We start from the raw sequence: 19,606 nt of genomic DNA on the forward strand, positions 1-19,606 counted from the left end.
GTTCACGACACCGGCGGAAGTCGCTTCATCGGCCGGGGTCACCAAAGCTCTGGCCAGTACTCCATGTTCGGGAATATTTTTGTTATCAAATCAACAGCCTACTGTTTTCTGAAGCCTCCCTCTCCGCCACTTTCCTTTTCCGTCGATGGATCGGTCCGCTGGACAAGCTCGGGCGACCACGTGCTAGGCTGGTGCGATGAACCGCATCCTGCCGCTTCGCCTGCTCGGCATCCTTTTCGCTGCCGTGAGCCTGTTTTCCATGATGCCGGCATCCGCCCAGACGGTGCCGCAACCCGCCAAGCGCGGCGAGATGGCGATCGCGACGCGAGAGGCGCCGCCCTTTGCGATGAAGGACGCGAAAGGGCAGTGGAGCGGCCTTGCCATCGACCTGTGGCGCGACATCGCGGACGATGCCGGGCTGAAATACCGGTTCGAACAAACCGATCTCGACGGGATGGTGCAGGGCGTCGCCGATGGTCGCTATGCCGCCAGCGTCGGAGCGCTTACCGTAACGCCGGCCCGCGAAAAGGCGGTTGATTTCACGCATCCCTATTACACGACCGGTTTCGGCATCGCGATCGGCCAGGCGCCACCGAGCTGGCTGATTCTGTTCCGCAATTTCTTCACCTGGGGATTCTTACAGGCGGTGCTGGCTCTGGCTGCGCTGTTGCTGGTCGTCGGCTTGCTCTTCTGGGCGGTCGAGCGGCGGCACAATCAAGATGAATTCGGCGGCAGGCCGATCAGCGGAATAGGGTCCGGCATGTGGTTTTCCGCGGTGACGATGACGACCGTCGGATATGGCGACAAGGCGCCGCGAACCATGGCGGGCAAGGTGATCGCGCTCGTGTGGATGTTCGCTGCGATCCTGATTATTTCGACCTTCACCGGCCTGATCGCGTCTTCGCTCACCGAAGGGCGGCTGAGCAGCAGCATCAAGAGCCCGAGCGACCTTTCTTCGGCGCATGTCGGGTCGATCAACGGATCGGCGGCGCAAGGCTGGCTCGACGAGCGCGGCGTCGCGTTCGACGCCTATCCCGACATCGAGGCGGGGCTTGCCGCGGTGCGTTCGGGCCAGATCGACGCCTTCGTCTATGACCGGCCGCTGCTCGCCTATCTGATCCGCGATGGCGGCGAAGGGAAGGGGTTGCGGCTGGTGCCCGGCACCTTCGGACGGCAGGACTATGCCTTTGCGCTGCCGCAGGACAGCAAGATGCGAGAGCCGCTCAACCGTGCGCTGCTCGAGCGGATCGAGAGCCCCGAATGGGCGGCGAAGGTCAAGCAGGTGCTCGGCCGCGACTGATCACAGCTCGGGGAGGTTCTCGCGCAGTTCGGCAAGCCAGGGATCGGCGGTGCCGTCCGACGGCGCACGCCAGTCGCCGCGCGGGCTCAGCGCGCCGCCGGGCGAAACCTTCGGGCCGTTGGGAATCGCCGATCGCTTGAACTGGCTGGTCCTGAAGAAGCGCAGAAGGAACGCCTCAAGCCATTTCGCGATCTCGGCGAGGTCATACTGGTTGCGCGCCTTGTGCGGGAAATCCGCCGGCCAGCGCCCCTCATTCGCGTCGCGCCATGCGTGCCAGGCGAGGAATGCGATCTTCGACGGGCGCAGCCCGAAGCGGATGACATGATGCGCGAAGAAATCGTTCAGTTCATAGGGGCCGATCTTGGCTTCGGTCTTCTGAATCTCGCCGTCCTCGCCTGCGGGCACCAGTTCGGGTGATATGTCGGTGTCGAGGATCGCCTGAAGCACGCTGTGCGTGGCGTCGTCGAACTGGCCGGCGGTGACGCACCAGCGGATAAGATACTGGATGAGCGTCTTGGGCACGCCGGCATTGACCGCGTAATGGCTCATCTGGTCGCCGACGCCGTAGGTGCACCAGCCGAGCGCGAGTTCGGACAGGTCGCCGGTGCCCAGCACCATCCCCTCGCGCTGATTGGCGAGGCGGAAGAGATAGTCGGTGCGCAGTCCGGCTTGAACGTTTTCAAAGGTGACGTCGTGGACCGGCTCTCCGCTGGCGAATGGATGGCCCATATCTTCGAGCATCCGCGTCGCGGCAGGGCGGATGTCGATTTCCGCGCCGGTCACACCCAGCGCGTTCATCAGCGCCCAGGCGTTGGTCCTGGTCGAATCGCTCGTCGCGAAGCCGGGCATGGTGAAGCCCAGAATATCGGTCCGCGGCCGCTTCAGCCGGTCGAATGCCTTGGCCGCCACGATCAGCGCGTGCGTTGAATCGAGGCCGCCCGACACGCCGATGACGATGCGCTTCACGCCGCTGGCGACGATGCGCTTGCGCAGCCCCTCGACCTGGATGTTGAAGGCTTCGTAACAGTCCTCGTCGAGCTTTTCGGGCGTGTTGGGCACGAAAGGAAAGCGGCGGACCGGACGGTTCAGGCCGATATCGTCGTGGTGTGGCCGGTGTGAGAAGGCGATGCGGCGGAACCGGCGTTCGGGATGGTCGGCAGCGACAGCCGAATCGTTGAACGTCTGCATCCGCATCCGTTCGAGCCGGATGCGCTCGACATCGACATCGGCGTAGACGATCTCGGTCGCGAGATCGAAGCGTTCCGACGCGACGAGCTGCTCGCCGAGTTCGTGGATCATGCCCTGGCCGTCCCAGGCGAGATCGGTGGTGCTCTCGCCGGGGCCTGCCGCCGAATAGACATAGGCGGCGACCGCGCGCGCCGACTGTGACGCACTGAGCATCGCGCGCTCACGCGACTTGCCGATGGTGACGTTCGATGCCGACAGGTTGCACAGGATCAGCGCACCGGCGAGCGCGCCGGTGGAAGAGGGCGGGGTGGTCGCCCAGAAATCCTCGCAGATTTCGGCATGGAATATGAAGTCGGGCAGATCCTGCGCTGCAAAGATCAGGTCGGTGCCGAACGGAGCGGTCTGGCCGGCAACCTCTATTTCCAGTCCCGTCACCCCAAGCCCCGGCGCGAACCAGCGCTTTTCGTAATATTCGCGGTAATTGGGCAGGTGGGTCTTGGGCACGACGCCAAGGATGCGTCCGCGCGCAATCGCCACCGCGCAGTTGTAGAGGCGCCCGTTGCGGCGCAGCGCCGCGCCGACGAGCAGAACCGGTTTCAGCTCCTTGCTAGCCTCGGCAACGGACTGCAGCGCGCTTTCGGTGGCGTCGCACAGCGCATCCTGCAGGTGCAGGTCGTCGATCGCGTAGGAGGTCAGATTGAGCTCGGGAAAGACCAGCAGGTCGGCGCCCGCGGCATCGCCTTGTCGCGCCAGCGCGATGGTGCGTTCGGCATTGGTCGCTGCGTCGCCGACCGTCGCGATCGGCGTACACGCGCCGACACGAACGAAGCCATGCGTGTGCAAGGCGTGAAATCGGTGCGATGCAGTCATTCGAGCGCGTCCCCCAGCATTTCCAGTGCGGTGCGGATACAGGCGATCCGCGTCGGCCCGCGCCCTATATCACCGAAAGCTTCCTGGCGATGGCGGGTTTCGTCATCCTGTCGCGCGCAGGCGAAATGAACAAGGCCCGGCTGGTCGTCGGGACCGGCCGGGCCTGCAAATCCGGTAATGGCAATGGCGATATCGGCGTGCGGTGCCTTAAGCGCACCATCGGCCATCGCCACCGCGACTTCACGGCTGACCGCGCCGCATCGTTCGATCCGTTCGGGCGCAATGTCGAGCAGTTCGCACTTCGCGCGCTTGCTGTAGACGACGAAGCCGCGTTCGAAGACATGGCTGACGCCTTCGACATCGGTCAGCAGCGAGGCGAGGAGGCCGCCGGTGCAGCTTTCCGCCGCAGTCAGCCTGGCGTCCTTCGCCTTTGCCCTTTCCAAAATCGTCCTGACGGCGATTTCGACATCGTCGGGAATGGTCGCGGAAAGCGTTTCTGCCATGGCGCGGTTCCTTCAGCGTAAAAGGACTGTCGCGCCATTAATGCTTGAACGGCTTAAGCTTTCCCGGCGTACAGAAGGCGTCCCTCGCCGAGTTTCGCAAATACCTGCTTGAGGTGCTTTTCGCCGACCGCGAAACAACCCTGGCTGCGGCCGAGCTGACCATATTTGTCGATCATGTCGGCATTGGCGTACCAGGCGCCGTGGATCACGATCGCGCGGTCGCGGGCATTGTTGTTCGTCGGATCGAGTCCGTCGACACGCTGCGAATGGCCGTGCTTGCCGGTGTAATAGTTCGACGTGACGAACGCACCCTCGCACGTCGCGTTGGAACCCGGCTCGTTCGAGAAATGCTGTACATAGCCGCTATGCTTCGGATCCGATCCGCTGCCATGGGCGACCAGCAATTCTTTAACGCTGCCGTCTTCCAGATTGATGAGCTGGAAACGCGGCTTGGCCGAGAAATCGTTGAAATCCGCGATCGCGATAATGTCGCGCTTGGCGATGCGGCCGCTATGACGGTCCAGTGCGGCGAGTGCGCGGTGGAACAATTCCGGGCGCACGCCGTTGGGGACGGACATCGCAGGCGGTTCTGCCGCCGCAGCGGCCGAAGCACCCGGTTCCGGCAGGAATGCGCGGTTGCTTTCGGAACTGCGCAAGATGGACGGAGCAGCCACGGCGCCGCCGATGAAAAGTCCTGCACGCAGCAGCGTGCGCCGCGAATGCGTGCCTGAAAATACTGTACTCAAAAAACTATCCCCAGCTCTTTCCCCGGTGATCGAGGATGCATCTTAGCAGAAAAGTTCCTTAAATTGGGACAAATGCCCCTGCGCGCATCGCATCCGAGGCACGGTTCGCCTTCGATTTCAACGATATCCCGAAAAATTTGGCGGGAGCGCGGCGTCGCTGCATTCCATGCCCGAAAATTGCTTACTGCTCGCTTAACCATATAATCGGAGCGTTTCCGGAGTCGCTGCGGCAGGCGTCAGAACAGGGAGGCAGTAGTGAAATCGCGTTTCTGGAGTAGCGGTCTGGCCGCCGCGGCCCTCGCTTTGCTGGCGCCGGGCAGCGCCGCGATTGCCGGACAGCGAACGGTCGAACTGTTCGACGCGGCGCGTGCTCTGGACAACGGCCAGTCGGTGTGGGCGGACGATGTCGGTGAAACGGGAAAGATCGAGATCGTCGTCAGCCTGCCGATGCAGACGCTGTTTGTCTATCGCGCGGGAAGGCTGATCGGCGCGACGTCGGTTTCGACGGGAAAGCCGGGAAAATCGACTCCGACGGGCGAATTCCCGATCCTGCAGAAACAGGTTTTCCACCGTTCGAACCTCTATTCGAACGCGCCGATGCCCTTCATGCAGCGGCTTACGTGGAGCGGTGTGGCGATGCATGCCGGATATCTGCCCGGATACCCGGCTTCGCACGGCTGTATCCGTATGCCGAGGGCATTCGCCAAAAGGCTTTATTCGCTGACCAGCCTCGATACGCCCGTGCTGGTGACGCGGCAATCGGCGCCCGACCGTGCCGGGCCGCGGACGCCGCCGCTGCTGTCTGCGAAGCCGGGCGATTACACGAGCGAGCGGTTCAATATCGTTACGGACGATGAGGCGGTGTTTGCCGGGCCGGGACAGCCGGTATTCGCGCCCGCAAAGGCAGTGATCCAGCCGGTGCCGCCGGGCAAGTGAAGGACGGAGCCTAGGCCGGGCAGAGGATTTTGCGTCGGCCTTCCTCGATCAGCTTCGTTCGGCCGTCGATAAAGGTTCCGATATCCTCGCCGGTCAGCGGCTCTGCAAAGCGCAGTCCGAACTGCTTGCGGCGCACCCATGCGACATGCGCGTGATATTCCTGCCCGCACAGTACCAGGCTGCACGCCGTTCCATATTCCGGCGGATCATCGCTGTGCGCGAGCACGGCCGTTCGCGAAACGTCGAGCACGTGAATATCGTCGCCCGCGTCGCCCCGTCTGATTTGTGCAGGCTGAAATACCCCAAGGCGCCGCGTTTCGCGCAGCGCGCCCCTCATCATCTTCGTCACCCCGGTTACCCCAGTTACGCTTCCTACAGTGACAGTAAAATGACTAAAACGGGCTCTCGTTCCATAAAAATATGCGTTAGCAATTGGTTAGGGACGTTGATGCCGTCAATCCCTTAAGAGGGAATGCGCCCGCTTATCGTTGCATGATTTGTGGTAGCGCAACCTTTCGTCGCGCGGCGCATTGATAGCGCGACATCATCAACATCGAACAAGGCAGTTATGCGCAAGGTCATCCCCGTCGTCATGTCGCTCATTCCTCTGGCTGCGGTCGTCAGCGCCTGCGTGATGGTTCCCTGACCGAACGGCATGGCAACGCGCCATGAAAAAGGGGCCGCCCGGACATCCCGGACGGCCCCTTTTCTTTTGGATCGAAGTGCGATCAGCCTTCGGTCGTCTCGCCCTCTTCGGTCGATGCTTCCTCGCCGCCTTCTTCCGACGCGATCTCGCCGGGTTCGGCGTTGGGATCGCGCTCTTCGGTGAAGCCGGTGACTTCGCGCTGATCCTCGAACATCGCCGCCATCACGTCGACGCCCTGCGCCTGAAGCTCGGCCTCGTCGGTCGAACGCGCAACGTTGACCTGCACCGTGACCGAAACCTCGGGGTGGAGCGCGATGCGGACGTCGTGAAGACCGATCGTCTTGATCGGGCGTTCGAGGACGACCTGCGACTTGTTGATCTTGTGATCTTCGGCTTCGAGCGCCTCGACCACGTCGCGAACCGCGACCGAGCCATAGAGCTGGCCAGCGTTCGACGCCTGACGGATCAGAACGATCGTGGTGCCGTCGACGCCCTTGGCTTCCTTCTCGGCCTCGGTGCGCTTGGCGGCGTTTTCCGCCTCAAGCCGCTCGCGATTGGCTTCGAAGATCTTCTTGTTCGCCTCGTTGGCGCGCAGCGCCTTCTTGTTCGGCAACAGGAAGTTGCGGGCATAGCCGTCGCGCACGGTGACGACATCGCCGATGCTGCCGAGCTTTTCGACGCGTTCCAGCAGAATGATATCCATGTATCTGCCCTCCTTACTTCACGACGTAGGGCAGCAGGCCCAGGTGACGGGCGCGCTTGATGGCCTTGGCCAGCTCGCGCTGCTTCTTGGCGCTCACCGAGGTGATGCGCGAGGGGACGATCTTGCCGCGTTCGGACACGAAGCCCTGCAGCAGACGGACGTCCTTGTAATCGATGACCGGCGCGTCCTTGCCCGAGAAGGGGCAGCTCTTGCGGCGGCGGAAAAACGGTCGTGCCATTTTGCTGGTCCCTTCCGATTAGTTGTTGTTGTCGCGATCGCGACGGCCACGGCGCTCGCGGTCGCCCTTGCGCATCATGACCGACGGGCCCTGCTCATGCTCGTCGACGCGGACGGTCATGTAGCGGATCACGTCTTCGTTGATCGCGGTCTGGCGCTCGAGCTCGGCGACGACGCTGGTCGGACCGTCGATTTCGAGCATCACGAAATGCGCCTTGCGGTTCTTCTGGATACGATAGGCGAGGCTGCGCAGGCCCCAGGTCTCGGTCTTGACGACCTTGCCTTCGTTGTCCTCGATGATCTTGGTGGCGGTTTCCGCCAGCTGGTCCACTTGCGCCTGGGCCAGATCCTGGCGCGCAAGGAACACATGCTCGTACAGAGCCATATGCTGCTTCTCTCTGTTGGCCGATCGCTGACGCCGCACCGTGCGGACGCCCCTCCGGCTATCGTCTAAAAACAATCGGGGGCGAAGAGACTGGCCCTTCACCCCGATTGCGGGCGCCTATGCGGTAGATCGCCGCGTTTTGCAACCCTGTGTATCGAGAAACGGGGCGGCAGTCGAAACCGCCGCCCCGCCCGGGAGGACCTGTTCGTCGCGATCAGTTGGCGAGCGCGCCGCCGATCACCGCCCCGATCAATCCGCTCGCGATACCCACCAGGACCGCGTCATTGCCCGACCGTACCCAGTGATAGCCGCGCGGCGGGGCGCGAAGGCCGCGATAGTAACGATAGTCGATCTCGCGGTAGCCGGGGGCATGGCGCGCGTCGAACCGCTGGCCGCGCTGCCAGCTGCGATACTGGTAGGCGGGTGCCCGGTACTGCACGGTACGCGTCTGGTAACGGACCTGCGGCGTATGGCGGACGGTGCGGTTGACGGTCACGGTGCGCTGTTGCGTGCGCTCGACCGTCCGTTGCTGGTCGCTGCGCTGATATTCGTTGTGGCGGGGGGCGGCCAGCGCCGGTGTCGCGAGCATCGAGGCCGTCGCGGCGGCAAGAACGAGCTTCTTCATTTTCAATCTCCTCATCGCTTCGCCCTTTCGGCGATGAGGCCAATATCGGAGCGGGCTGTCCCGCAATTGTCCCGAAAACCGGGAAAATGGTCGCAAATTGTCGCACGCTTTTGACGTTCGCCGCGAACCGTCCTAACCGCCTCACGCATTGGTATTTCCGCGAAGGGAGAGTTTCATTGCGCGCATTCATCTTCCCCGGCCAGGGCAGTCAGGCCGTTGGCATGGGCAAGGCGCTGGCCGAGGCCAGCCGGACCGCCCGCGAGGTGTTCGAGGAGGTCGACGAGGCGCTGGGCCAGCATCTTTTTCGCCTGATGACCGAGGGGCCGGAGGACGAGCTGACGCTCACCGAAAACGCCCAGCCGGCGATCATGGCGAACGCGATCGCGACGCTGCGCGTGCTTGAAAAGGAAGGCGGCATCCGCCTTGCCGACAAGGCCGATTTCGTCGCGGGGCACAGCCTCGGTGAATATAGTGCGCTGTGCGCGGCCGAAGCGTTCGACCTTTCGACCACGGCGAAGCTGCTCAAGCAGCGCGGTCAGGCGATGCAGGCCGCGGTGCCGGTGGGCGAGGGCGCGATGGCGGCGATCCTTGGCGCCGACCGAGAAAAGGCGCAGGCGATCGCCGATGCGGCCGCCGAGGGCGATGTCTGCACCGTCGCCAACGACAATGATCCCAGCCAGGTGGTGATTTCGGGCGCGAAGGCTGCTGTCGAGCGCGCGGTGCCGCTGGCGAAGGAAATGGGTGCCAAGCGCGCGGTGCTGCTGCCGGTTTCGGCGCCATTTCACTGCCCGATGATGCAGCCCGCCGCCGATGTGATGGAAAAAGCGCTTGCCGATGTCGCGATCCGCGGTCCGCTCGTCCCGGTCTATGCCAATGTGACGGCAGCGCCGGTTGCCGATCCCGATACCATCCGCTCGCTTCTTGTCGAGCAGGTGACGGGAATGGTCCGCTGGCGCGAATCGGTGCTCGCGATGGCGGAAGCAGGCGTCGGCGATTTCGTCGAACTGGGCGGCAAGGTGCTGAGCGCGATGGTAAAGCGCACCGCGCCCGACACGACCCAGACGAGCGTCGTGACAATGGACGACATCGAGGCGCTGGCGAAAACGCTTTAGATTTCGCGCGGAGGCGCTGAGAACACGGAGGGCGCGCGGTGGAGGATATCGACCGGATCACCGGCGATGTGGTGGATGTGTCGATGCGCATCCACCGAGACCTCGGGCCGGGGCTGCTTGAAAGCGTCTATGAGGCGGTTCTCGCCGCGAGGTTGCAGGCGATGGGATATTCGGTGCTGCGGCAGTTGCCGATCGATATCGAGTTCGAGAATATTCGCTGCGATGCCGCGTTTCGTGTCGATCTTCTGGTCGAAGGCCGCGTTCTCGTGGAGATCAAGTCGGTCGAGAAGCTTGCGGAGGTTCATGCCAAGCAGCTCCTGACCTACCTTCGGCTAACGAAGCAGCCCATCGGGCTGCTGATAAATTTTGGCGGAGAGACGTTGAAGGAAGGCGTGCGGCGGTTGGCGAATAACTACAACCCCTCCGCGCTCCCGGCGCCTCTGCGCGAACCAACAAAAGGATGATGCAATGTTCGATCTGACAGGAATGACGGCGCTGGTGACCGGCGCGAGCGGGGGGATCGGTTCGGCGATCGCGCGGGCGCTGGCGGAGCAGGGGGCGCGGCTGGCGCTGTCGGGTTCCAATGCCGAAAAGCTGGAGGCGTTCAGGGCGGAACTGGGTGGCGATCATGTCGCGCTGCCGTGCAATCTTGCGGACGGCGCGGCGGTCGACCAACTCGTCCCGCGGGCGGTCGAGGCGCTCGGCAAGGTCGACATCCTCGTCAACAATGCCGGGGTGACGCGCGACAACCTCGCCATGAGGATGAAGGACGATGAATGGGAACAGGTCATCAAGGTCAACCTTGAGGCGGCGTTCCGCCTCGCCCGTGCCGCCGCCAGGCCGATGATGAAGGCGCGGTTCGGGCGAATCATCTCGATCACCTCGGTCGTCGGTGCGACCGGAAACCCCGGCCAGGCCAATTACGCCGCGTCGAAGGCCGGGCTGGTCGGCATGTCGAAAGCGCTGGCGCAGGAACTCGCGTCGCGCGGAATCACCGTCAACTGCGTCGCGCCCGGTTTCATCCGCTCCGCGATGACCGACGTGCTGCCCGATGCGCAGAAGGAAGCGCTGACCGGGCGGATTCCCGCAGGTTCGCTGGGCGAAGGCGCCGATATCGGTGCCGCGGTCGTCTATCTGGCGAGCAAGGAGGCGGGCTATGTCACCGGCCAGACGCTGCACGTGAACGGCGGCATGGCGATGCTTTGACGGCGCCGCATGTAAAAAAGACCGCAAAAGGCGCGGAAACAGCCGAAAATTCGGATGCATGACGGCGATTAGGCGGTGTCTGCCTCTTGTCAGGCAGCGCGGCTCGCTCTAGGTGCGTTCAGGAATTTGGAATACCCAGTCAGAAGAGGAACAGGGATAATGAGCGAGACCGCCGATCGGGTACGCAAGATCGTCGTCGAGCATCTGGGCGTCGAAGCCGACAAGGTGACCGAGGATGCGAGCTTCATCGACGATCTGGGCGCGGACAGCCTCGACATCGTCGAGCTGGTCATGGCGTTCGAAGAAGAATTCGGCGTGGAAATTCCCGACGATGCCGCCGAAAAGATCACGACCGTCAAGGACGCGATCACCTATATCGACGAGCATCAGGGCTGATCCCCGCGAACGGGATCGTCCGCCCTTTGCGGGCTGGAATGTGAAGGAACGGCTTTCCGCCCCAGGGCATTGACCCGGGCGGGAAGCCGTTCGTTTTTGGAAGAGGTACGGAGAGATCGCATGCGTCGCGTAGTCGTGACCGGACTGGGCCTCGTCACCCCGCTGGGTGGCGATGTCGAAACGAGCTGGAAGAATATCATTGGCGCCAAATCGGGCGCGGCCACCATTACGCGTTTCGATGCGACCGACTTCCAGAGCAATTATGCCTGCGAGGTGAAGCCCGCCGACCATGAATATGGTTTCGATGCGGGCAAGCGCGTCGATCACAAGATTCAGCGCCAGGTCGATCCGTTCATCGTCTTCGGTATCGATGCCGCGGGGCAAGCGATCGAGGATGCCGGCCTTACCGAAATGACCGAGGAAGAGCGGCTGCGCGCCGGCTGTTCGATCGGATCGGGCATCGGCGGCCTGCCGGGCATCGAAAGCGAATCGCTGGTGCTCGAACACAAGGGGCCGAAGCGCGTTTCGCCGCACTTCGTCCATGGCCGCCTGATCAACCTGATCTCGGGTCAGGTCTCGATCAAATACGGCCTGATGGGGCCGAACCATGCCGTCGTTACCGCCTGTTCGACCGGCGCGCATTCGATCGGCGACGCCGCGCGGATGATCGCAATGGACGATGCCGATGTGATGCTCGCGGGCGGCGCGGAAAGCGCGATCTGCCCGATCGGCATCGCCGGCTTTGGCCAGGCGCGTGCGCTCTCGACCGGTTTCCGCGACGATCCGACCAGGGCCAGCCGCCCGTATGACGTCGATCGCGACGGCTTCGTCATGGGCGAGGGTGCCGGTGTCGTCGTGCTCGAGGAATATGAGCGTGCGAAGGCGCGCGGCGCGAAGATCTATGCCGAGGTCGTCGGCTACGGCCTGTCGGGCGACGCCTATCACGTCACCGCACCGCATCCCGAAGGCTCGGGCGCGTTCCGGTCGATGGAGATGGCAATGCGGAAGTCGGGTCTGTCGCTGTCGGACATCGATTATGTCAACGCGCACGGCACCTCGACGCCGCTTGGCGACGAGCTTGAGCTTGGCGCGGTTCGCCGCCTGTTCGGCGATGCGATCGGCGACATGTCGATGAGCTCGACGAAGTCGGCGATCGGCCATCTGCTCGGCGGCGCAGGCGCGGTCGAAAGCATCTTCTGCATCCTCGCGATGCGCGACCAGATCGTCCCGCCGACGCTCAACCTCGACAATCCGAGCGAGAATTGCGCGGGCGTCGACCTCGTCCCGCACAAGGCGAAGGAGCGCAAGGTGAAGGCGGTGCTGAACAACAGCTTCGGCTTCGGCGGCACCAATGCATCGCTGGTGATGAAGGCGGTGTGATTTTTCGACGGCTCGGTGAAGCACCCTTCGACAAGCTCAGGGTGAGCGCGGTTGGGTGCGACAGTCGGGTTTTCCCTGCGCTCGGGCTGAGCTTGTCGAAGCGGGTTGGAAAGTGAGCAGGACTTTTCGACGATCTAAGGGTGAGCGCGGTTGGTTTGTGGTTGGCTGGGCGCAACTTTACTCGCGCTCAGGCTGAGCCTGTCGAAGCCGGATCGAAAGGGTGAGCCGTCATGCCGTTCTGGACGTATATCCTGCAATGTGCAGACGGTTCCTACTATGTCGGGCACACCGATGATCTCGATGCGAGGATGGCAGCCCATTCCACCGGGACGGCGAGCGCCTATACTGCGAAGCGCCGGCCCCTGAACTTGTTGTGGGCGACCAATTTCCAGATGCGCGACGAGGCGTTTGCGCTAGAGCGCCGGTTGAAGGGCTGGTCGAGGGCCAAGAAGGAGGCGTTGATGCGCGGCGAGTTTCACCGGCTTCCGGCATTGTCGCGTAGCACCCTTCGACAGGCTCAGGGTGAGCGCCGTGGCGCGCGACCTGTATGAGAAAGCTTGGTTGTCTCGGAATTGTGTTTGCGCTGGTCGTCGTCGCGGCGCTGTTTCTTGTTATGCAGAGCTGGGGCGGGGCCGGGCCGGCGCCGAAGAATGTCACGGTGATCGTGCCGAAGGGCGCGACGCTGACCGCGGCGGCCGAAAAGCTCGAGCAGGCGGGGGCAGTTCATTCGGCGCGGCGCTTCGTTCTTTTCGCCAAGGTCCTTGGCGGCAGCGAACCGATCCGCGCTGGCGAATATCGGTTGCCGGCGCATATCGGCCAGTCCGACATCCTCAAGATGATGCAGGGCGGCAGGACGCTGCAGCGCTTTGTCACCATCCCGGAAGGGCTGCCGTCGGTACTCGTGCAGGAACGGCTGATGGCCGCGCCCGAACTGACCGGCAAGGTCGCGGTGCCGATGGAAGGGACCGTGCTTCCCGACAGTTACAGCTATCAGCGCGGCGACACCCGCGAGGAAACGCTGGAGCGGATGCAGCGCGCAATGCGCGACTATCTTGCCCAGGCCTGGAAGAAGCGCTCGCCGCGCACCGTGGTGAAGACTCCACGCGAGGCGGTAATCCTTGCCTCGATCGTCGAGAAGGAAACCGCCAAGCCCGAGGAACGCCGAACGATTGCGGCGGTATATTCGAACCGGTTGAAGCAGGGGATGCTTCTTCAGGCCGATCCGACGGTGATCTATCCGATCACCAAGGGAAAGCCGCTCGGGCGGCGCATCCTGCGGTCCGAACTGGAGGAGGATAACGGGTACAACACCTATGCCTCACCCGGACTGCCCGTCGGGCCGATCTGCAATCCGGGTCGCGCATCGATCGACGCCGTGCTCAATCCGTCGGACAGCCAGGCGCTCTATTTCGTTGCCGACGGCACGGGCGGGCACGTGTTCGCGAACACGCTCGAGCAGCATAATGCGAATGTGCGCAAATGGTACGCAATCCGCCGTGCGCGGGGCGAGATGTAGTATTCGTCACCCTGACGGAAGTCAGGGTCCGTTTCGGCGCTGCATTGCAATCAAGACCCGCGCGGATCTGGATGCCGAATCAAGTTCGACATGAAGGCGCGTTTGGCGGTTAACCGGCCAGTTTCGACGCCGCGCGAGCCTTTGCTTCGACTTCGTCGGGCGAGCCGCCCGCGACCCAGCTTCCGCCGACGCACAATACGGGATCGAAGGCGAGCCATTCGGGTGCGGTCGCTTCGCTGATCCCGCCGGTTGGGCAGAATTTGCACTGATAGAAGGGCGCGGCGAGCGCCTTCAGCGCTTTCAGGCCACCCGATGCTTCTGCCGGGAAGAACTTGAAATGCTGTAGGCCCAGGTCGAGCCCGCGCATGATGTCGCCGGCATTGGCGATGCCCGGCAAGAAGGGAACGCCCGCGTCGAGAATCGGCCGCGCCACCGTCTCCGTCAGGCCAGGCGAGACGATGAATTCACCGCCTGCGTCGATCACGTCGCGCACCTGCCCGGTGTTCACGACGGTGCCTGCGCCGACGATCGCGCCGTCGACCTTCTTCATTTCCCGGATCACGTCGAGTGCTGCGGGCGTGCGCATCGTGACTTCGAGGACCTTGAGGCCGCCCTTCACCAGCGCTTCGGCGAGCGGCCTGGCTTCGGCGGCATCTTCGACGACCAGCACGGGGATGACCGGGCTGGTGCGCATGATGGTTTCGATGTTCATGATGTATGCTCCTGCGCATAGGCTGCGGCCGCGCCGAACAGGCCCGGCTGGGGATGGGTGATGATCTTTACGGGGATCGACTTCATCAGCGACTGGAACCGGCCCTTGGCGACGAACCGCTCCTCAAAGCCCGATTGCAGCAGGAAGTCCTTCAGACGCAGCCCGAGGCCGCCTGCGATGACGACCCCGGTCGGCCCGTGCGCGAGCGCGAGATTGCCGGCGACCGTCCCCAGCGCGAGGCAGAAGCGGTCGAGTGCTGCGGAGGCGATCGAATCCTTGCCGCCAAAGGCAAGGTCCCAGATCTCGCGGTCGTCGCGGCTGATGACGGGTTTGCCCTCGATATGGGCGAGTGTTTCATAGATCGACACGATGCCCGGCCCGGCAACGATGCGTTCGACCGACACGCGCGTATAGGTGCGCCTCAGCCGCTTCAGGATCGCATCTTCAAGGCCATCGAGCGGCGAGAAGTCCATATGGCCGCCCTCGGTCTCGATCACATGATAGCCGCTCCTGGTATTCAGCACCTGCGCCACGCCCAGGCCGGTTCCCGGGCCGCATACGGTGATCGATCCGTGCTGCGGGAAATCCTTGTCGGGCCCGCAAAGGTGAACGAAATGGCTGCTATCGACCTGTGCGACGGCGTGGCCGACCGCGCCGAAATCGTTGATGAGCGTATAGACGTCGACGCCCAGCCGTTCGTGGATCAGCGGCGGGCGGATGATCCATGGATTGTTGGTGAGCTTGATGAGTTCCTGGTTGATCGGCGAAGCCACGGCTATCGCTGCGGAGCGCGGCAACGGGCGGCCGAGCTGCTCGCCGAAGTCCTGCCACGCCGTCTGGAGGCTGGCATGTTCGGCGGTCTTTTGCGTGATCGGTTCGCTTAACGATACGACCTTGCCATCCTCGACTTCGGCGATGGCGAAGCGCGCATGGGTGCCGCCGATATCGACCGCAACGATTTCCATGGGTCCTCCCTCTCGTTCGTTCTTATAGTTCGGCGTGTGCGAGCAGCGCGGAAGCGCCCAGTTCCGCCTCGTCCGCGCCGTTGCGCATCATCGCGAAAAGTTCGCGCCCGGTGCCCATCGCGGGGGGCGGTGCTTCTGCGTGTTCGCGGGCATCCCATTCGGCGGAATCGACTTTCGCCTCGAGCGTGCCTGCCACGGCATCGACGCGGATGATATCGCCATCCCGCACCTTGCCGATCGGGCCGCCGCCGATCGCTTCGGGGCTGAGATGGATCGCGCATGGCACCTTGCCGCTGGCGCCCGACATGCGTCCGTCGGTGACCAGCGCGACACGGAAGCCGCGATTCTGGAGGACGCCGAGCGGCGGCGTGAGCTTGTGAAGCTCGGGCATGCCGTTCGCTTTGGGACCCTGAAAGCGGCAGACGACGACGACATCGCGGTCGAGTTCGCCGGCCTTGAACGCTGCCTGGACCTGCGCCTGGTCGGTAAAGACGCGTGCCGGCGCCTCGATGATCCAACGATCTTCCTCGACCGCGCTGATCTTGATGCAGGCGCGGCCGAGATTGCCCTGCAGGATGCGAAAACCGCCTTCGTGCCAGAACGGATCGTCGATCGTCCGCACGACCGCGTCGTTGTCGCTCTTTGCGGGCAGTTCGTTCCAGACGAGCTTGTCGTCTTCGATCGCCGGCTTGGTGCCGTAGGCGGTGAACCCGTCCTTGGCGATGCTCAGGATGTCGCCGTGCATCAGCCCGGCCCTGGTCAGTTCGCGAATGACGAACGGCGGGCCGCCGGCATCCTCGAACGCGTTCACATCGGCCGATCCGTTGGGATAGACGCGCGTCAGCAGCGGCACGACCTTCGACAGCCGGTCGAAATCCTCCCAGTCGATGACGATGCCTGCCGACCGCGCAATGGCGGGCAGATGGATCAGATGGTTGGTCGATCCGCCGGTCGCGAGCAGCGCGACGGCAGCGTTGACCACCGCGCGTTCATCGACGCACTCGCCGAGCGGGCGATAGTCGTCGCCGTCCCAACCGATTTCGGCGACGCGCTGAACCGCTGCACGGGTCAGTTCCTGGCGCAGCTTCGTGCCCGGATTGACGAAGGCGGCGCCGGGCATGTGCAGGCCCATCGCTTCCATCATCATCTGGTTCGAATTGGCGGTGCCGTAGAAAGTGCAGGTGCCCTTGGAATGATAGGCGGCGACCTCGGCGTCGAGCAGTTCCTCGCGGCTGATCTTGCCCTCGGCATATTGCTCGCGGACGCGCGCCTTTTCCTTGTTGGGAAGCCCCGAGCGCATCGGCCCGCCGGGGATCATCACCATCGGCAGATGGCCGAAGCGCAACGCGCCGATCAGCAGGCCGGGGACGATCTTGTCGCAGATGCCGAGCAGCGCCGCGCCTTCGAAGGTACGGTGGCTGAGCGCGACCGCGGTGCCCATCGCGATGGTGTCGCGGCTGAACAGCGACAGCTCCATGCCCGAATAGCCTTGCGTCACGCCGTCGCACATCGCCGGCACGCCGCCCGCGACCTGAGCCGTCGCGCCGACCTCGAGCGCCCAGACCTTCATCTGTTCGGGGTAGCGGTAATAGGTCGCATGCGCCGACAACATGTCGTTATAGGCGGTGACGATGCCGATGTTCATGCCGCGCCCGGTGCGCATCTGGTCGCGCTGTTCGTCGGTACCGGCATAGGCATGGGCGAGGTTCGCGCAGCCGAGCTTTGGCCGGTCGGCGCCCGAATCGCGCTCGCGCTTCATCAAGTCGAGATAGCGCTGGCGCTTGTCCTTCGATGCTTCGACGATGCGGTCGGTGACGGCGGAAAGCTCGGGATGGAGGGCCATTATTCGCTCCAGTGGATATCGACGGGCAGCTCGGCGCCGGCGAGCACGCGTCCGATGGGGTAGGGGGAGGCGACGCCCTCGGCGATTGCCGCTTCGATGACGTCCTTCTTCTTCTGCCCCGACACCGCGAGCATCAGCGCGCGCGCGGATGTGATCGCGGCGAGCGAGAGCGTCACCCGAGCGACAGGTGCCTCGGGCGGCAGCGGATCGGGCATGAGGCCGAGCGCGCGGCGTTCGCGCGGGCCGTTCAGCGCTTCGTCGAGATCGGGGCCGGGGAAGATCGACGCGGTATGTCCGTCGGCGCCGACACCGAGCAGACAGAGGTCGAGCGGCCAGTGAACGTCCTGCAACCGCGCATCGGCGGCGCGGCCGGCGGCCTTGTAGTCCTCGGCCGCTTCGCTGGTGATCGGCATCACGCGGGCGCCCTTCGGGATGAACGCCTTGCCGATGGCGGTGATGTTGGAAAGCTCGTCGCCCATCGGCACCAGCCGGTCATCGGTCGGGATGATCGTGACGCGCTTCCAGTCGAGCTTCGCCTCGGCGAGCTTGTCGTAGATCGGCAGCGGCGTCTTGCCGCCGGGCAGCGCGATTACCGCGCCTCCGCGGGCGTCCAGCGCGCTTTCGATGATGAATCGGACATCGCCCGCGACGGCCTCTGCCATCTCGTCGGCGCTGTCATAGTCCCACCATTCGATCTCGGTCATGCGGGTTCCTTTGTGTGTTCGATATAGTGTCAGAGCAACGGTTCACGAGGGCGCGCGGGTCCGCGCCCGGCCGGTTATTCCTGCCAGGTGACGCCGTCGCGTTCGGTAAGCGCGATGCTCGCCGAAGGACCCCAGCTTCCCGCCGGGTATTTTTTCGGCTTCATCGCATTGGCTTTCCAGCCTTCGCGGATGCGATCGATCCAGGCCCATTGCGCCTCGACCTCGTCACGGCGGACGAACAGCGTCGGATCGCCCTCGATCAGGTCGAGCAGCAGGCGTTCATAGGCGATCCGGCGGCGCGCGCCGGCAAAGGCGGTGGTCAGCGACAGGTCGAGCGGCACTTCGCGCAGGCGAACGCCTTCGCGATCGAGCCCCGGTTCCTTCGCCATCACCAGCAGCCGGACATATTCCTCGGGCTGGAGGCGGATGACGAGCGTATTGGGCTGGAGCAGGCCGCCGCGCTGGGCGAAGATCGAATGCGGCACCGGCTTGAACTGGATGACGATTTCCGAATGTCGCTCGGGCATCCGCTTGCCGGTGCGCAGATAGAAGGGAACGCCCTGCCAGCGCCAATTGTCGACATGCGCCTTGATCGCGACGAAGGTTTCGGTGTCCGAATCCTCGCCCAGTTCCTCGTCATAGCCCTTGACGATCTCACCGGTCACGGCGCCGCTGCCATATTGGCCGGTAACGGTCAGATGCGGCGCCTGTTCGGGAGTGATCGAGCGCAGCGAACGAAGCACCTTCACCTTTTCGTCGCGGATCGCGGTGCCGTCGAAGCTCGCGGGCGGCTCCATCGCGACCAGCGCCAGAAGCTGGAGAATATGGTTCTGAACCATGTCGCGCAGCGCGCCCGACGTGTCGTAATATCCCGCGCGGCCCTCAAGTCCGACCGTCTCCGAAATCGTGATCTGGACATGGTCGATCGCCTGCGCGTTCCACACAGGTTCGAACAGCGCGTTGCCGAAACGCAGCGCAAGGATGTTCTGGACCGTTTCCTTGCCGAGATAATGGTCGATGCGGAAGGTGCGCTCCTCAGGGAAGGCGGAAGCGACGATGTCGTTGATCTCGCAGCTCGACGGGAGGTCGTGGCCGAGCGGCTTTTCGAGCCCGATGCGGACATTGGGTCCGGCGAGGCCGGCTGATTCGAGGCCCTTGATCGTCGGGCCGAACAGCGACGGCGCGGTCGACAGGAAAATGGCGAGTCCGCCGGAAATGTCACCGAGCTTCTTGGCGAGATCGTCGAATCCCTCGAGCGTGGACGCATCGAGCGGCTGGTAGCGGAGGCGCTGGAGGAACGTGCCTACCGCGCTTTCGTCCTTGCGGTCTTCGGGCAGGAAGGTGTCGAGCGCTTCCTTGGCGAACGCCTGATATGCCTGATCGTCATGCTCGGAGCGCGCGGTGCCGGTGATCGTCAGCCCGTCGGGCAGCAGTCCATCGGCGTGCAGGCCGTAAAGCGACGGCAGCAACATCCGCTGCGCAAGGTCACCGGTTGCCCCGAACAAAAGCAATTTGCCGACGGGTTCTGCCATTGCGGTTCCTTTCGCTGCGTCTTCGCCACGCTCCCTAGCAAGCGTTTGGCCTGTTGCGAACCCGGCAATAGCCAACGTTGACAACGTTGGTCAAAAACTTC

At 63.8% G+C, this 19,606-nt stretch carries 22 protein-coding genes; 9 read left to right on the top strand and 13 right to left on the bottom strand.

The features are described 5' to 3' along the window. Positions 1–196 precede the first annotated feature (196 nt). Positions 197–1,300: a transporter substrate-binding domain-containing protein gene (locus tag J7S20_RS01635; protein WP_284052491.1), complete on the top strand. Its 1,104-nt coding sequence runs from the start codon at positions 197–199 to the stop codon at positions 1,298–1,300. On the opposite strand, the gene J7S20_RS01640 is transcribed toward J7S20_RS01635, so the two are convergent. The 3 genes from J7S20_RS01640 to J7S20_RS01650 are packed head-to-tail and all read right to left on the bottom strand — an operon-like array spanning position 1,301 to position 4,517. Further along, a complete protein-coding gene (locus tag J7S20_RS01640) occupies positions 1,301–3,358 on the bottom strand; it encodes an NAD(+) synthase (protein WP_284052492.1) in 2,058 nt (685 codons plus the stop codon). Then, a complete protein-coding gene (locus J7S20_RS01645) occupies positions 3,355–3,861 on the bottom strand; it encodes a CinA family protein (RefSeq protein ID WP_284052493.1) in 507 nt (168 codons plus the stop codon). The genes J7S20_RS01640 and J7S20_RS01645 overlap by 4 nt, the downstream gene beginning before the upstream one ends. A 53-nt stretch (positions 3,862–3,914) precedes the next feature. Beyond that, positions 3,915–4,517, bottom strand: a complete 603-nt coding sequence (locus J7S20_RS01650) for a murein L,D-transpeptidase catalytic domain family protein (RefSeq protein ID WP_430980891.1) — start codon at positions 4,515–4,517, stop codon at positions 3,915–3,917. A gap of 345 nt (positions 4,518–4,862) precedes the next feature. On the opposite strand from J7S20_RS01650, the gene J7S20_RS01655 reads away from it, so the two are divergent. Next, positions 4,863–5,543, top strand: coding sequence for a L,D-transpeptidase family protein (locus tag J7S20_RS01655; protein ID WP_284052494.1), 681 nt, complete (start codon positions 4,863–4,865; stop codon positions 5,541–5,543). A gap of 10 nt (positions 5,544–5,553) precedes the next feature. Here J7S20_RS01655 and J7S20_RS01660 read toward each other — a convergent pair whose 3' ends face one another. From J7S20_RS01660 to J7S20_RS01680, 5 genes are all read right to left on the bottom strand, one after another. Next, positions 5,554–5,892, bottom strand: a complete 339-nt coding sequence (locus tag J7S20_RS01660) for a hypothetical protein (RefSeq protein WP_284052495.1) — start codon at positions 5,890–5,892, stop codon at positions 5,554–5,556. A 379-nt stretch (positions 5,893–6,271) separates the two neighbouring features. Further along, positions 6,272–6,892: a 50S ribosomal protein L9 gene (gene rplI / locus J7S20_RS01665; RefSeq protein WP_284052496.1), complete on the bottom strand. Its 621-nt coding sequence runs from the start codon at positions 6,890–6,892 to the stop codon at positions 6,272–6,274. 13 nt (positions 6,893–6,905) lie between these two features. Further along, complete coding sequence (gene rpsR, locus J7S20_RS01670) at positions 6,906–7,130, bottom strand: 30S ribosomal protein S18 (protein WP_284052497.1); 225 nt, start codon at positions 7,128–7,130, stop codon at positions 6,906–6,908. An 18-nt stretch (positions 7,131–7,148) separates the two neighbouring features. Beyond that, complete coding sequence (gene rpsF / locus J7S20_RS01675; protein WP_284052498.1) at positions 7,149–7,514, bottom strand: 30S ribosomal protein S6; 366 nt, start codon at positions 7,512–7,514, stop codon at positions 7,149–7,151. 214 nt (positions 7,515–7,728) lie between these two features. Next, a complete protein-coding gene (locus J7S20_RS01680; RefSeq protein ID WP_284052499.1) occupies positions 7,729–8,139 on the bottom strand; it encodes an RcnB family protein in 411 nt (136 codons plus the stop codon). Positions 8,140–8,315: 176 nt separating this feature from the next. Here J7S20_RS01680 and fabD point away from each other — a divergent pair, with 176 nt between their 5' ends. The 7 genes from fabD (at position 8,316) to mltG (ending at position 13,749) form a co-directional block, all read left to right on the top strand. Beyond that, complete coding sequence (fabD, locus tag J7S20_RS01685) at positions 8,316–9,251, top strand: ACP S-malonyltransferase (protein ID WP_284052500.1); 936 nt, start codon at positions 8,316–8,318, stop codon at positions 9,249–9,251. 38 nt (positions 9,252–9,289) lie between these two features. Continuing rightward, positions 9,290–9,715, top strand: coding sequence for a GxxExxY protein (locus J7S20_RS01690; RefSeq protein WP_284052501.1), 426 nt, complete (start codon positions 9,290–9,292; stop codon positions 9,713–9,715). A gap of 4 nt (positions 9,716–9,719) precedes the next feature. Further along, entirely contained in the window at positions 9,720–10,457 is a 738-nt protein-coding gene (gene fabG, locus J7S20_RS01695; RefSeq protein WP_284052502.1) for a 3-oxoacyl-[acyl-carrier-protein] reductase, read from the top strand. A gap of 159 nt (positions 10,458–10,616) precedes the next feature. Next, on the top strand, positions 10,617–10,853 hold the full coding sequence (locus J7S20_RS01700) for an acyl carrier protein (protein WP_184002312.1): 237 nt from the start codon (positions 10,617–10,619) through the stop codon (positions 10,851–10,853). Positions 10,854–10,973: 120 nt separating this feature from the next. After that, entirely contained in the window at positions 10,974–12,233 is a 1,260-nt protein-coding gene (gene fabF / locus J7S20_RS01705; protein WP_284052503.1) for a beta-ketoacyl-ACP synthase II, read from the top strand. A 230-nt stretch (positions 12,234–12,463) separates the two neighbouring features. Beyond that, positions 12,464–12,784, top strand: coding sequence for a GIY-YIG nuclease family protein (locus J7S20_RS01710; RefSeq protein ID WP_284052504.1), 321 nt, complete (start codon positions 12,464–12,466; stop codon positions 12,782–12,784). Next, positions 12,781–13,749 carry an endolytic transglycosylase MltG gene (gene mltG / locus J7S20_RS01715; protein WP_284052505.1) on the top strand — a complete coding sequence of 323 codons (969 nt, stop codon included), beginning with the start codon at positions 12,781–12,783 and terminating at the stop codon, positions 13,747–13,749. The genes J7S20_RS01710 and mltG overlap by 4 nt, the downstream gene beginning before the upstream one ends. A 109-nt stretch (positions 13,750–13,858) precedes the next feature. Here the strand turns inward: mltG and eda are convergent, their stop codons facing one another. The 5 genes from eda to zwf form a co-directional block, all read right to left on the bottom strand. Next, positions 13,859–14,461, bottom strand: a complete 603-nt coding sequence (gene eda / locus J7S20_RS01720) for a bifunctional 4-hydroxy-2-oxoglutarate aldolase/2-dehydro-3-deoxy-phosphogluconate aldolase (protein ID WP_284052506.1) — start codon at positions 14,459–14,461, stop codon at positions 13,859–13,861. After that, positions 14,458–15,426 (bottom strand): glucokinase, encoded by a 969-nt coding sequence (gene glk, locus J7S20_RS01725; protein WP_284052507.1) that lies wholly within the window; start codon positions 15,424–15,426, stop codon positions 14,458–14,460. The genes eda and glk overlap by 4 nt, the downstream gene beginning before the upstream one ends. 22 nt (positions 15,427–15,448) lie before the next feature. Then, positions 15,449–17,269 (bottom strand): phosphogluconate dehydratase, encoded by a 1,821-nt coding sequence (edd, locus tag J7S20_RS01730; RefSeq protein WP_284052508.1) that lies wholly within the window; start codon positions 17,267–17,269, stop codon positions 15,449–15,451. Continuing rightward, positions 17,269–17,973 carry a 6-phosphogluconolactonase gene (pgl, locus tag J7S20_RS01735; protein WP_284052509.1) on the bottom strand — a complete coding sequence of 235 codons (705 nt, stop codon included), beginning with the start codon at positions 17,971–17,973 and terminating at the stop codon, positions 17,269–17,271. Before pgl ends, edd begins: the two co-directional genes overlap by 1 nt. 74 nt (positions 17,974–18,047) lie before the next feature. Continuing rightward, complete coding sequence (gene zwf, locus J7S20_RS01740) at positions 18,048–19,505, bottom strand: glucose-6-phosphate dehydrogenase (protein WP_284052510.1); 1,458 nt, start codon at positions 19,503–19,505, stop codon at positions 18,048–18,050. Positions 19,506–19,606 lie beyond the last annotated feature (101 nt).

Origin of the sequence: Stakelama marina, from assembly GCF_018122655.1 — a bacterium.
In the GTDB taxonomy this organism is placed as follows: Bacteria; Pseudomonadota; Alphaproteobacteria; order Sphingomonadales; family Sphingomonadaceae; genus Sphingomonas; species Sphingomonas marina.